A 13,053-nucleotide genomic window follows, 5' to 3' on the forward strand; every position below is an offset into this window, starting at 1 on the left:
GTAAAAATTATATAAAGTGTACCATGTATAAAATCAAAAAAAAGCTCCTGAATGGAGAACTGGTGCTGGGAACCATCATTTCGGAAATCCGTAATCCCAATATTGCTTATATGCTGGCGCAATGCGGTTTTGAGTTTTTCATTATCGACAACGAGCATGGAACGTACAATTACGAAACCATTTCGCACATGATTGCCGCGGCCCGGGGAGCGAACATTTCTGTAATTGTTAGGATTCCGGAAATCAAACGGGAAAGTATTCTGAAACCCCTCGATGCAGGTGCTGCCGGATTACTTGTTCCTATGGTAAATACCGCCGCCGAAGCACGTGAAGTTATTCAACATGCCAAATATCCGCCCATGGGAAACCGGGGCGCCGCTTTGCGCCGTCCGCATAATTTGTATGCAAAAGTGAATGCTCCCGACTACCTGAAACAGGCCAACGAAAATACTTTTATTGCCGTGCAGGCGGAAACCACCACTTCAATCGAAAACATCAGTGAAATTGCTACAGTTGAAGGAGTGGACTGCATATTTGTTGGCCCGTTCGATTTATCGATCAGCCTTGGTATTCCGGGGCAAATCAACCATCCGTCCGAAGTGGAAGCCATTGAAAAAGTTGCAGCAGCCTGCAAAAAACATAACAAAGTAGCCGGAATTTTAATGTTCGAACAGGAAATGCTTACCCGGTGGATAAACAGGGATTTTCGTTTTGCGGTTTACAGCAGCGACATTACTATGCTTGCCGATGCTGCTTCAAATGCGGTAAAAGAACTGAAAACATTGAAAAAATAAAACGGCATCCATTGGTGTTGAATATTTTGGTATCAGGGACATTATTCGTTTTCGGTGCCTATGCAGTATTTGGAGGATGGCTGATTCTTGCCTGGTCGGGAGAAGGAATTGGAGCAATTATACTGCATTCAGGTGCAGCATTTATTACTACCGGAATAATATTTCCCAATTTATTTCCCAACACAGTTGAAGAAAATGCTTCCAACATAAAAGTTGAAACACTGCACGAATTGTTTTTCCGGGGAAGAAGGAAGAAGTGAGCAGTCGCAGTTGGCAGTTGGCGAAGAGGAAAGTAAGAAAAAAGGATAGCATCCCTGGTATTGGAAAAGTCTGGTAAAAAACAAACCGTTTACAGCCATAATGAGAAAAGGGATGCCATCCTTTCCTTCCGTACTCTAACCGATTTATGATTTCCTTTTCTGGAATATAAAGTGTTTATACAGAAGCTGTCAGCCAGCCGCCGGTTTACCAGTCGTAATTGTATTCGTCAATCCATACTTTAAAATCTTTCCCGTCCGCTGTTTTGTATGTTTTCAGTCTGTATTCAAACCAACCTTTGTCTTTGCAAACCTGTTTTATACTTTCGAATTGCTCCATATCCATGAATTCTTTGTTGTATATAAATTCAAAAAAATCGAAAAGCGCCGAAAGAATTTCTTTCATCTCCTTCAAATTTGCAGTAAGGTTTTTTCTGATGTACCAGTTCCCAAGAAATTTCCGGATGGTGGTGTCATCGATTTCCAACACCGACAATAAATCTTCGTAAACAAAAAAGTAGTTCATTACAAAAAACGAACTGTATTCAAGGTGCCGCTGAATATGGTGATCGTTGTAATTTTTGGAGCGTAAATATTTTTCAAATTCATCGAAAACGGGCTGTATTTTTTCCCATTGGCGGCGCTCTTCCTCTTCCGGAAAAGCTTCATCGATACATTCAAAATATTCCTTCCTTAATTGCATTTGTATAAAAATTGGTCCATTCAAAGGTAACAGTTTCACCCGAAGGGATGTTTCTGCTTTGAGGAAAGAGCAGAGGGCAAGGGGCAGGGGTGCTTATGTGTATGTGCCCAATACCACCACACAGGGGCACGAATATTTTAAACGGTACTTTTTCCCGCAGGCCGATAAAGAGGTCATCATTGTGGATGAGCGTTTTAACGGCGGCGGACTGATTGCCGACTACTATATCGATTTGCTCACCCGCCCTTACCAGTCGTACTGGAACATGCGGTATGGCAAGGATTTGAAAACTCCCAGCGCCTCCATACAGGGTCCCAAAGTGATGATTATTGATGAAACGGCAGGTTCCGGCGGCGATATGCTGCCCTGGATATTTCGCAAGTTTAATGTTGGAATCCTTGCGGGCAAAACAACTTGGGGAGGTTTGGCAGGCACGCTGGGCTTTCTGGAATTGATGGACGGCGGCATGGTAATGGCGCCAAACCTGGCCATTTGGACCAAAGACGGGTTTATTGTTGAAAATGTGGGTGTTCCGCCTGAAATTGAAGTGGAAATTTGGCCGGCAGAAGTTATTAAAGGCAGAGACCCGCAACTGGAGAAAGCCATTGAGGTAGCACTGGAGCAGTTGGAGAAAAACCCGCCGGTGAAACCTGAAAGGCCTGATTACCCGGTGAGGGCGAGGGAGCAGTGAGCCCTCCTGAATGATGTCAGTCGGGCAGGCAGTTTTCAATGGCAATTAACCCTTAACAGATTTCTCTCCCGGAATACCGGGATTGCAAATGACATATTTTTTTAAGCAAAATACCAATTACCAAAAATCAATTATCAAATAATCTCCAAAAACTAAAAAACCAATTATCGAAACAAAGTCAATTTCAGAATTTATTTGTTTTGAAAATTGGAATTTACCTGCCCGACTAAGTCATTCCCGCCAGAATGTATTAGTCGAGCTGGCAGGCGGTTTTGCGATTTGTGATTTGGATTTTGGAACTTTATTGTCATCGACTCATTATGCCCAAAAAAATTGCTGAAAACCCGAAATGACAGAGCTACTGCGTGGAATGCAACATCCGGAATTCCTTTAGTTGAAATAAAATAATAATCGCTGCCAGCGGAACCAGCATGTGGGGCAGCCGAAAGAGGGTTTCATATAAATTCTGATGTAAACTGTTGAGGGGAAAATCGAAATAAAAATTTGCCCAGGTTCGTGCAACGGCAGTTAACCCGCCCCAAAGTGCGGCATACAGCAATGCATATCTGGCCAGCCGGGGAACAAACAGGGCAACCGATACCACAAAGTCGAGGATTCCGGCGAAGAACAACATTTTTATGGCCACCGGTTCGGAAACATGGAGCATGGAAATAAACATATCCACAAACACTCCGGGTTGCGGATAAATCCCGGTGGCATATAAACCGTGCGCGGAAAAAGTGAGTGCTATGGCTATTTTCATAACCAACAGCAGCCTGAACAGGTTAACCCCTTGTGCTATTGTGTACCAGAAAAATAACGGCAGCAGAAACTGGATGGTATATTCAAAAAACTGGCCCACGTGATAAAACTTTTCCATGGTGTATAATACAGCGAGAAAAACCAGCGAAACAGAGGAGAGAATGTACAACCACAAAAATCGTTTAACATACCGGCTCCGAATGAACAAGGTTACCAGGGCCATCAAAGCATAAAAAATTCCAAAACCGGTAATTACTGTTTGAATAAACCGGTCGGTAGCGGCGCTGGTCACGTACTCCTGCCAGATTCCGCCCCGAAAAAACAACACTATGCTTTCCATGGTATTCTGGTCCCACAACAGTGCCCTGAATGGTGCATCCCAAAACAGGTGCTGCCATGCCCGGCCGGCAAACAGCAGGAAAGTTGCCAGGCGCAACGTAAAGTGAACCAATTGGATATTTGAATGTTTAAAATTCATAACGGAACAGTTTGACTGTAAATATAATCGACGTCAGATTTTTTACAACATAAATTACAGAAGCTATGTTTAATTCATTTACCATTAAGAAATATTTTATGCGCGGTTTCCTTTTCATTTTTCTTGTTGGAATTTCGGCACCGTCGTTTTCAAAAACCGGTAAATACCGCCTTACATTAAGGGATAATCCCGCCACATCAATAGTTATTGGCTGGGAACAGATTTCAGGCGAAAATCCGGTAGTATATTACGGAGATGTTGATTACGGAGTTTCCTGGGAAGATTACAAATTGAATGTGAAACCCGACCGGACGGTGCACTATGCAGAAATGGAAAATAATTTTGTGCGACTGACCGATCTTACCCCCAATACGGCCTACTATTTTGTGATAAAAGACAGCGAGGGGGTAAGCAAACGGTTTTGGTTTAAAACCGCGCCCATGGAACCGGATTCGCGGTTGTCGTTTATCGCAGGCGGGGATTCACGGAACAATCCCGTACCGCGCCGCAATGCCAACCTTTTGGTGAGTAAGCTGAAACCTCATGCCGTACTTTTTGGCGGCGACATGACCGTTAGCGGCACCACGGAACAATGGCAGGCCTGGCTGGAAGACTGGCAGTTAACCATCAGCGACAACGGCAGGATGTATCCTGTAATTGCGGCCAGGGGTAATCATGAACCCAACAACGAAATGGTTTATCACCTGTTCGATACCCCATCGGAAAAAATTTACTACGCCATTACCATTGGCGACAACCTGGTGCGTGCGTATGTGCTGAATACCGAGATTTCCATAGCTGGGGATCAAACCGCCTGGCTTAATAAGGATTTGGCCCAAAACAAAAATGCAAGATGGAAAATAGCCCAGTACCATAAACCCATGCGGCCACATGTTTCAACCAAAAGGGAAGGGGACATGCAATACATGCACTGGGCAAAATTATTTTACGACGAACAGATAAAACTGGTGGTAGAGTGCGATGCGCATACAGTTAAAACCACCTGGCCGGTGAAACCATCAACAGGACGCAAAAGTGATGAGGGTTTTGTACGGGATAACCGGAGAGGAACCGTTTATGTGGGCGAAGGGTGCTGGGGAGCGCCACTTCGGGCAAATGACGATACGAAAAGCTGGACGCGGGACAGTGGGGTTTTTAACCAGTTTAAATGGATTTTTATGGACAGCAAAAAAGCTGAAGTAAGAACAATAAAAACAGATAATGCAGAGGAAGTTGCTTCTGTTCCGAACGAAAATCCGTTTGATATTCCCGACAAACTCGATATCTGGAATCCTGAAAACGGTGCGGTGGTGGAAATTCGACCTTGAAAAACAATTGAAGTTTGCAGTCGCAATTTTGAGTTGCATGTTAGTTTAAGTTTGCAGTTGCAGCCGGCAGTTACAATTGACAGAAATTTAAGTCTTCAAATAAAAAAAGGATGACATCACTTTTTTCACCTGAGTGATACCATCCTTTCAGTTCCTTTTAATCATCGGATGTTATCGAGTTTGTTTTGTAGTTCCTCCACTTTTATGCGCTGTTTTTCAATTTCGCGAACTTTGTCTTTCTGGTTCTGCACATTTTTGCGCGTTTTCCGGTCGAAACGCGAGGCGGCGCGGCGGGCTTTTTTAATATCCTTTTCGGTGTCTTTAAGTTCCTCTTTGGCGGTTTCACGCGCAGCTTCAGGATTTTCCGATAAAACCACCCGTTCACTTTTCAGTATTTCCTGCTGATAGCGGGCTTCCTCCTGAAGTGTTTCCCTTTCATGTTCCACATCTTCTTTTTTCCTGTCGTATGATTTATTTTTCCTGATGAGTTGGTTGAGGTCGCGCTCAAAAGATTTCAGCCGGCGTTCTTCGGCCCTGAGCTCTTTTTCCACAGCCAATCGGTAGAGTTCAACTCCGTAATCGCGAACAAATTGGATAGCAGCATCAGTTTGCTGTGTGGAATCGGCTCCCAGAAATCCGTTTTCGTTTTGAAAAAATATTCGAACATAAATATGCCCCGGAAACGTTGAAACCTGTGTAATAACATCCAGCGGAAAGGGAGCAATTTCATCCACCAGTACATTGTTTACCAGCCATTCATCCTTCACTTTTTTCATTTTCGAAGTTTTTTTAAACAGCGCCGGCGGATTAATGGTTTTTTTCCACAAATCAATGGCCTCATTTTGTGTTGCCTGCGGAACCATAACTTCAAAGGCAGGCTGAATTCCCAGCGACGATGGCCGGTTTTCCAATTTAACTATAATGGGTTCCTGCGCTGTTAGCGAGGTGGCGATAAGGAATAACAACAGGGAAATATATTTTTTCATGATTCAATCATTTTTATGTTGGTTCATACGAAATATTTAATCTTATGTTATAAATTTTTCCGCATGGCAGATCAATACTGCCCACCATGGTTGATTAGCCTGGATTTAACCTACCCTGAAAAACTAAAAAGGATGGCATCCCTTACTTTGAAGAAAAGGGATGCCATCCTTTCAGTGCCAGCGGATTCAGACGTTTTTAAAAGCACTCCACTTTTACAGAATTGTAGTAAATGGTTGTGGTGGCCTCGAAACCGGAGTCGGTACCTATAATTAACCACAGGTTACCGTTTTCATCGGTTGCAGCGCCAAAGGGAGATTCGTTGCTTACGGATTTCAAGGTGTACTCTTCCAGATCGGTATCGTTTGAAAAATCGCCGATAACCACCATATCTTCGCCATTCTGGCTTTGGTTGTTTTTGTCGATGTTCATGCGGTAAAAGTTATCTCCATCCTTTTCTTTTTTGGGTTCGGTGGTGGTGGCACCTGCTTTAATATAAACCGACTCGCCCGGGCTGCCGCCCGCGCCCATTGTTCCATCCGGAACGTTTGTGGCAAATTCCAGCGTAAAGTTGATGTAATATACCGTGTTGGGCTCCAACCCCGAAACTTTTCGTTTGGCAAACATAAAAAGATCGTCGCTGTGGTTATTTCCCGAAAGTTTAAGAGCAAACTGGTTTTGGTCGAGCGGTTCGGGAAGCGTATCGTGCTCAAATACCAGATCATAAAAGTGCTCCTCTCCAACCGGGTAATCGGCAAAGTCGCCGGTCCAGCCATCGGTACCCTGTGCAAAGTCAAAATAAAATTCAACGGGATCGGGTTGGTTCAGGTTTTTGTCGCTGCACGCGAACAAAACAACCAAAACGGCTATTGCAGCAATTTTTTTCATACTATTAAAATTGTTTGTTTTCTAAGGTATAGTATGGAACTCGCATGTATTTTAATTATTCTCTTGGGCGTAAATATCTTACATGCTCGTTTCATATTTCCGGAATTAGTAAATCAAAAACTTAGTGTCCTGCGCCGGTGTATGCAACAAGAGGTTTGAAACGTCTGCCTTCAAAAGTAGAAAAAAATGCGACAATACACCTTCAGGATAATGGAATGAGGTGTTTTATTTTCCGTAAATTCATGATGATTTTTCACCTCGGACTTCTGTACCCTTCGGAATGTCCAAAACGATAACTTAAGCCAAACGAAAACTGGTAGGAATATTTTTCCGTATCCGGATAGTTGTAGATGGGAAATTTTCCCCATAATACCATAGGTTCCAGTACTATTTTATTTTCAATGGGAAAACGACCGGACAGAAAATAAATAGCATCGGTATTAAAACCCAGTCGCAGGTTGGTTCCGTTATCCAAACCCAGTCCGGTACCCAAAGCCAGTTGCTGCCTGAAACCCGGAAGTGCAGACGGGAAATGGTCTGCCAGCCGGTATTCGGCAAAAATCCATCTCCGGAGTCCGGCACGCATGTAAAGCTGCGGATAAACAGGAACGAAGGTACTCCCGGATTCAGGACGGCCACTTCCATCCTTCTGTAAATTTTCCGTAATAAAACTTAAGTTACCAAAATGAAGTCCACCGCCAAATCCCAGCCAGTTGCTTTCCCACGAGGCATAAGGAGTTACACCCACCAAAAAGGAATTTTTTTCCTTGTTATCAGAGATGCGGGTTTCATTATGGGAGCCCAGCATTAGTTTGGCTCCGTATGTAAATTCGGTTCGGGCAATCGGTTGTTCCTCGGTAAACTCCAGGGCAGCCGCTGCCACTGTATATTTCTGTTTAAAATATTCCGTTTGGCTTACCCGGTCGCACCCATCACCGGTGCCAATGTTGTGGCTGTTTTCAAATTTTCCGGTGGCTATTCCAAATTTCAGCGACTTGTATTTTTTCACATACACCGAATCGGATGAAGAATAGGGCAAAGTTTGAGCCATCAGAAAAAACGGCAATACAAACCCTGCCAGGTAAGCCCACTTGTAAGGCGCTCTGTAAAACTGACCAATAAATTGAAAACCGAAAATCCCAAAGGCTACTAAAAATGTTAAAATCAGGGCAACTCTTTCGGGAAATGTAAACCAGTTTTTCAGTGTAAAAAAGACCAGAGCCAACAGAAAAAAAAGCAAAAATGCCGGTGTTAAGGGAATGTCCTTTCCGGAAATGGTTTGAAAACCTGTTGAAATGTGCTTTTCGCGAAACCTTAGAATAAAAAATACCAACAGAATTACAGGGATTAAAAAAATTTGAGTTGTATTGAGCAATCCTGTCATTTCCCCACCAATAGCATGGGCATGTGCATCCCTGAAAAATTCGGTCACAAAGCGCACAGTAAAAATCAATATGAGTGAAAACAAAAACAAACTTCCGTCTCTTTTCAGTTTTTTTCTGAAATAAAAAAGCAAAAACAAGGCGGCCAGCATGCCGCCCATTTCATATAACTGAACCGGATGAACCGGGAGGGAAAGTGCATCGGGATAAGAAATAAGCTGGTCGTTAAACTGGTGGTAATGGGGCAGAGTATTTACCGGGTACTGAACAGCCCACGGAAGCGAGCAGGTTTTTCCGAAGCAGCAGCCGGTTAAAAAACAACCCATGCGCTGAATAGCAATCCCAAGTGGCAAAACAATAGCAAAAGCATCTGTAATGTTTCGTTTAAACTTTAAAAAGTAACATCCGGCCAGTAACCCAGCTCCGCCAAACAGCAGTCCGCCCAGCAATGATTTTCCCGGAGCTTCGGGCAGACGGAACTGGGTAAACAGTAGCATCCAGTCGTAACCCGGAATGGTTACGATTTTGGTGCCTGCAATAAATAAAATTCGTGAAATTATTAGTAAAAGAACCCATTTTAACATGGGAAACTTTCTTTTCCAGCCTTCAAAAATTAAAACGCCAAGGGCAACAAAAAGTGCCAGATTATAAAAAAACTCGTACCAGGGGCCGGTTGCAGAAAGAATCAGAAATTTTTCCATGGCCTTTTAATTTGTTGTACAGCCTGAAACAATTTACAACTTTTTAAACAACTCACAATGAGAAAAAAAGCAATTTTAAAGGAAGGGAAATAATTAGCTTTCGTTATCGCTGGCAAACCACTCGGCAAACGAAGTCACAGTTTCGTAAAGGCGAATGCTGAACAACTCCACCCCGGAGGGCAGGTGTTGCTGAAGGATGCCGGCAATGTGGGTGGCAATATTTTCGGTGGTGGGTTGGAAACCGACTAAAATAATCCGTTCAGATGTTTTCCGCAATAGTTCAATTTGCTCTTTAGGAACCAGTTTATTTACCATAAGCGAATGATCGAACTGATTAACAATTTTTGATTTGACGAGATGTTTCAAATCAGCAAAATCCATCACCATGCCGTCTTTGGGGTGGCCGGGTTCATTGCGCGGCTGGCCGGCCAGCGTTACTTCCAGGTTGTAGGAATGCCCGTGGATGTTGCGGCACAGCCCGTCGTATTCGTAAAGTGTGTGCGCCATTTCGAAATGAAACCGTTTGGTAACCCGTATTTTTGGCATGATGCAAATTTCTGTTATCGGGGGCAAAAGTATCTAAATTTTACTTTACTGAATTCATCCACAATTTTTTTACTTTTGTGACCTGAAAAATTCAGATTAAAAAAAATGACAAAAAAACCGACAGTTCTCAGCGGGATAAGGCCAACAGGCTATCTGCACCTCGGAAATTATTTTGGGGCAGTGCGTAATTTTGTACGCATGCAGGAAGATTTTAACTGCTTCTTTTTTATTGCCGACCTCCATTCATTAACCACACACCCCACACCCGAAAACCTTCAGAACGGGGTTAAACAGGTGCTTGCCGAATATCTGGCCTGCGGAATTGACCCTGAAAAAGCCACCATTTACATTCAGAGCGATGTCCCGGAAGTGACTGAATTATATACCATTCTGAATATGAATGCTTATTTGGGAGAACTGGAGCGCACCACTTCGTTTAAAGACAAAGCGCGCCAGCAACCCGAAAATGTAAATGCCGGCCTGCTAACCTATCCCGTGCTGATGGCTGCCGATATCATTATTCACAAGGCCAATTTTGTGCCCGTGGGAAAAGACCAGGAGCAAAACCTGGAGATGGCCCGGAAATTTGCCAAACGCTTTAACCGCATGTACAAAAAGAAAGTGTTTCCCATTCCGCAGCCTTACACATTCGACGGGAAAGACATGATAAAAGTTCCCGGTTTGGACGGCAGTGGCAAAATGGGTAAATCGGAAGGAAACGCCATCAATCTGTTCGAAGACCCGAAATCCATTCGGAAAAAAGTGATGCGCGCAGTCACCGACTCTGGCCCAACCGAAATGAACCAGGAAAAAACCGAACCTATCCAAAACCTGTTTACGCTTATGGAAATTGTTTCGGAGCCTTCAACCGTAGGCCATTTTAACGAACTTTACAACAATTGCGAGATTCGTTACGGCGACATGAAAAAGCAACTGGCTGAGGATATTATAGCTTACACCTCACCTATCCGCGACCGGATTATTGACATTTTGGAAAATGATTCGTATCTTGCACAGGTTGCAAAAACAGGTGCTGAAAAAGCACGCGAGTCGGCCTCAAAAACCCTGGCCGAAGTGAAAAATGTGGTTGGATTCAAAAGGTTGTTTTAACACAGCATATACCCTAATTTGCATTGATGCCGGGCTGTTGCCCGGCTTTTTTATTTAGTTGAATTGAATCAACCTGGATAGCAATATTTACACAGATAATCGAAAACTTTTCGATTATCTATGCAAAAATTACTGAATTTTATTTGAGTTTTATAAGTTTTTACGCTCCTGCACCATTTCAAAATTAGTTCGTATATTTCAACCTTAAATCAATAACTATGGAAACCATCAACCGAAGAAAGTTTATCACCGGCACTGCAGCCCTCTCCGCATTTACCATTTTAAAACCTGCAACGGTTTTCGGAACATCGGCCAATTCTGCCATTCGAATGGGAATTATCGGCTGCGGAAACCGGGGAACAGCAGTCATTTCTGACATGGTGAACCACACCAATGCCCGTATTTTTGCCATGGCCGACTTGTTTGGCTACCAATTGGAAAATGCCCAACCAAAGTTTAATGAACTGAACCTGAAAAACAACGGAGTAAAAATTAACCCGACCAAAATATTCAGAGGCTCGCGAGCTTACCTCGAACTATTAAATGACCCCGGAGTGGATGCCGTTCTGGTTTCTTCGCCGGCCTACACGCACCCCGATTTTCTGGAAGCTGCAGTTGATGCCGGCAAGCATGTTTACTGCGAAAAACCGGTGGCTCCCGACGTGGCCGGTTGCAAACAGGTTATCAGGGCAGGACAAAAAGCCGATGGGAAAGTCAGTGTAGCTATCGGATTTCAGATTCGTCATGCCACGCCTTACATCGAAATGGCCGAACGCATCCGCCGCGGCGACATTGGCGAGGTAGTCAATGTTCAACTCTATTACATCTCTTCCGGAAGCGGAAAAAAGCAGCCGCCGGGAAATTCCCCCGAAGAGTTTATGATTCGAAATCATTTTCATTTTCGCGAGCTTTCCGGTGGAATTCTGCTCGACCAGGGCATTCACATGATTGATGTGTGCAACTGGGTACTGAATGAAAAACCCGGCAATGCATTTGGAATGGGCAACCGCAAAGGCGAACCCGATTTTGGCGATACCTTTACCAATTATCAGGTGATTTACGGCTATCCAAACGAAAGAAATGTGAGCCTCCACTCAACGCAGTTCGGGCCAAAATTTAATGATGTTTGCGCCAGGTTCATCGGCACCAAAGGAATTGCTGAAGCGCATTACAGCCGTGGCGTTTACATCGAAGGTGACAATCCGTGGGATTCGGGTGTGGTAAAAGGTGAACCTACCGAACAGCAGCGGGCTGCCGGAGCTTTCACTTCGGCGTTGTACGATTCCACCCCCAACAAAGTGAAGGCATTTATTCAAAGCATTGAATCCGGCAACCTGATAAATGAAGCCCATTCCGGAGCAACATCAACCCTGTCGGCTATTTTGGGAAGAATGAGTGCCACATCGAAAGAGGAAACCAACTGGGACGAAATGTATTATTCCAACCAAAAATATGATTTGAAACTGAACCTGGAACAATTCGATAATTTTTGAAAAATTTTTTAATGATTCAAAAATACAACTCCGTTTTTACCGGAATTCTCCTTGTTCTCTCAGGTGTTGGTTTTGGCCAGGTTTAACTTCCCAAACTTGTTAGCGACGGTATGGTTTTGCAACGAAATACTGATGTTAAAATCTGGGAATGGGCTGGACCCGAAATAAAAAGGCAATAGTAACTTTCTCAAATGTGGGTAGCGGCCTTTTGAAACAAGGCTCACAGAAACTCAAACACTTTGCCGTTGCAGGAAAAGTCAAAAAATTTGTCTGGGCAAAAGCAAAAATAAAAGGAAACAAAGTAATTGTTTGGAACCCTGATGTAAAAAATCCGGCTGCTTTGCTTTATGCCTGGGCCGACAATCCGGAAGAGGCAAATCTAATAAAGAAGGACTTCCGGCAGCGCCTTTCAGAACCGATAACTGGTAATTGAATTTACAATGGAAATTGCAAAACAGAATTCAAAAACAGCCTTAGCTTGCATATTTGTGCCAATAGTTTTTCAAACATTCTTCATGTTTGCGAATTATTGTTTTAAGTTCCACCTGACTCATTGATTGCGACTTTTCTATCAATTCTGACAGTGACATTTTACTGAAATCTTTCAAAACACAATCTTCATGGCAAAAATCGAAATGGCCATCAAGCAAAAGTTTATAAAAAAAAGTCCTTTCTTCCATTTTGCATTTTATATTTAACGGCTTATGCAATTCAAAAATATTTAGTTTTGTTAAATAATAATCAGGCAAAAAGCTGAAAGTAATTTCTCAAATTGCTTATATGTTTCTATCTAAAAAACTGAGGGTTTGTTCTGATTTCTGATTTTTTCCGGGCCTGGCAACAACAACGCCTATTCTTATCGTAAACTTTCAAAAGTTAAATAATGAAAAAAAGATGTTACACAAGATAAAAGAACAAAATAAAATTCCAAAAAAG

The 13,053-nt window shown here is 43.1% G+C and carries 13 protein-coding genes; 7 read left to right on the top strand and 6 right to left on the bottom strand.

Annotation, left to right across the window (positions count from 1 at the left end):
* Positions 1-23 precede the first annotated feature (23 nt).
* The gene (locus ACESMA_RS09995; protein WP_372948663.1) at positions 24-794 is read left to right on the top strand and encodes an HpcH/HpaI aldolase family protein; all 771 of its coding nucleotides are present in this window, start codon (positions 24-26) and stop codon (positions 792-794) included.
* A 14-nt stretch (positions 795-808) separates the two neighbouring features.
* Positions 809-1,054 carry a hypothetical protein gene (locus tag ACESMA_RS10000; protein WP_372948664.1) on the top strand — a complete coding sequence of 82 codons (246 nt, stop codon included), beginning with the start codon at positions 809-811 and terminating at the stop codon, positions 1,052-1,054.
* Between the two features lie 205 nt (positions 1,055-1,259).
* Here the strand turns inward: ACESMA_RS10000 and ACESMA_RS10005 are convergent, their stop codons facing one another.
* The gene (locus ACESMA_RS10005; RefSeq protein ID WP_372948665.1) at positions 1,260-1,754 is read right to left on the bottom strand and encodes a hypothetical protein; all 495 of its coding nucleotides are present in this window, start codon (positions 1,752-1,754) and stop codon (positions 1,260-1,262) included.
* 58 nt (positions 1,755-1,812) lie between these two features.
* Between ACESMA_RS10005 and ACESMA_RS10010 the strand changes: the two genes are divergently transcribed.
* Positions 1,813-2,445: a S41 family peptidase gene (locus ACESMA_RS10010; protein ID WP_372948666.1), complete on the top strand. Its 633-nt coding sequence runs from the start codon at positions 1,813-1,815 to the stop codon at positions 2,443-2,445.
* 358 nt (positions 2,446-2,803) lie between these two features.
* Here the strand turns inward: ACESMA_RS10010 and ACESMA_RS10015 are convergent, their stop codons facing one another.
* The gene (locus ACESMA_RS10015) at positions 2,804-3,685 is read right to left on the bottom strand and encodes a hypothetical protein (protein WP_372948667.1); all 882 of its coding nucleotides are present in this window, start codon (positions 3,683-3,685) and stop codon (positions 2,804-2,806) included.
* A 65-nt stretch (positions 3,686-3,750) separates the two neighbouring features.
* Here ACESMA_RS10015 and ACESMA_RS10020 point away from each other — a divergent pair, with 65 nt between their 5' ends.
* Positions 3,751-5,013 (top strand): fibronectin type III domain-containing protein, encoded by a 1,263-nt coding sequence (locus tag ACESMA_RS10020; protein ID WP_372948668.1) that lies wholly within the window; start codon positions 3,751-3,753, stop codon positions 5,011-5,013.
* A 161-nt stretch (positions 5,014-5,174) separates the two neighbouring features.
* On the opposite strand, the gene ACESMA_RS10025 is transcribed toward ACESMA_RS10020, so the two are convergent.
* From ACESMA_RS10025 to queD, 4 genes are all read right to left on the bottom strand, one after another.
* Positions 5,175-5,999, bottom strand: coding sequence for a hypothetical protein (locus ACESMA_RS10025; protein WP_372948669.1), 825 nt, complete (start codon positions 5,997-5,999; stop codon positions 5,175-5,177).
* Between the two features lie 196 nt (positions 6,000-6,195).
* Complete coding sequence (locus tag ACESMA_RS10030; RefSeq protein WP_372948670.1) at positions 6,196-6,885, bottom strand: hypothetical protein; 690 nt, start codon at positions 6,883-6,885, stop codon at positions 6,196-6,198.
* A 253-nt stretch (positions 6,886-7,138) separates the two neighbouring features.
* On the bottom strand, positions 7,139-8,968 hold the full coding sequence (locus tag ACESMA_RS10035) for a prolipoprotein diacylglyceryl transferase (RefSeq protein WP_372948671.1): 1,830 nt from the start codon (positions 8,966-8,968) through the stop codon (positions 7,139-7,141).
* A gap of 93 nt (positions 8,969-9,061) precedes the next feature.
* Positions 9,062-9,514, bottom strand: a complete 453-nt coding sequence (gene queD, locus ACESMA_RS10040; RefSeq protein WP_372948672.1) for a 6-carboxytetrahydropterin synthase QueD — start codon at positions 9,512-9,514, stop codon at positions 9,062-9,064.
* 105 nt (positions 9,515-9,619) lie between these two features.
* Here queD and trpS point away from each other — a divergent pair, with 105 nt between their 5' ends.
* From trpS to ACESMA_RS10055, 3 genes are all read left to right on the top strand, one after another.
* On the top strand, positions 9,620-10,624 hold the full coding sequence (gene trpS / locus ACESMA_RS10045; RefSeq protein WP_372948673.1) for a tryptophan--tRNA ligase: 1,005 nt from the start codon (positions 9,620-9,622) through the stop codon (positions 10,622-10,624).
* 218 nt (positions 10,625-10,842) lie between these two features.
* Positions 10,843-12,117, top strand: a complete 1,275-nt coding sequence (locus ACESMA_RS10050) for a Gfo/Idh/MocA family protein (RefSeq protein ID WP_372948674.1) — start codon at positions 10,843-10,845, stop codon at positions 12,115-12,117.
* A 148-nt stretch (positions 12,118-12,265) separates the two neighbouring features.
* Positions 12,266-12,550 (top strand): hypothetical protein, encoded by a 285-nt coding sequence (locus tag ACESMA_RS10055; protein ID WP_372948675.1) that lies wholly within the window; start codon positions 12,266-12,268, stop codon positions 12,548-12,550.
* Positions 12,551-13,053: the final 503 nt, after the last annotated feature.

The organism is Mariniphaga sp., assembly GCF_041687215.1.
Lineage (GTDB): Bacteria > Bacteroidota > Bacteroidia > Bacteroidales > Prolixibacteraceae > Mariniphaga.

Coding starts and splice junctions, on each gene's coding strand:
- ACESMA_RS09995 (WP_372948663.1), top strand. CDS start 24: ATGTATAAAATCAAAAAAAAGCTCCTGAATGGAGAACTGGTGCTGGGA.
- ACESMA_RS10005 (WP_372948665.1), bottom strand. CDS start 1,754: ATGCAATTAAGGAAGGAATATTTTGAATGTATCGATGAAGCTTTTCCG.
- ACESMA_RS10015 (WP_372948667.1), bottom strand. CDS start 3,685: ATGAATTTTAAACATTCAAATATCCAATTGGTTCACTTTACGTTGCGC.
- ACESMA_RS10020 (WP_372948668.1), top strand. CDS start 3,751: ATGTTTAATTCATTTACCATTAAGAAATATTTTATGCGCGGTTTCCTT.
- ACESMA_RS10025 (WP_372948669.1), bottom strand. CDS start 5,999: ATGAAAAAATATATTTCCCTGTTGTTATTCCTTATCGCCACCTCGCTA.
- ACESMA_RS10030 (WP_372948670.1), bottom strand. CDS start 6,885: ATGAAAAAAATTGCTGCAATAGCCGTTTTGGTTGTTTTGTTCGCGTGC.
- ACESMA_RS10035 (WP_372948671.1), bottom strand. CDS start 8,968: ATGGAAAAATTTCTGATTCTTTCTGCAACCGGCCCCTGGTACGAGTTT.
- queD (WP_372948672.1), bottom strand. CDS start 9,514: ATGCCAAAAATACGGGTTACCAAACGGTTTCATTTCGAAATGGCGCAC.
- trpS (WP_372948673.1), top strand. CDS start 9,620: ATGACAAAAAAACCGACAGTTCTCAGCGGGATAAGGCCAACAGGCTAT.
- ACESMA_RS10050 (WP_372948674.1), top strand. CDS start 10,843: ATGGAAACCATCAACCGAAGAAAGTTTATCACCGGCACTGCAGCCCTC.
- ACESMA_RS10055 (WP_372948675.1), top strand. CDS start 12,266: ATGGGCTGGACCCGAAATAAAAAGGCAATAGTAACTTTCTCAAATGTG.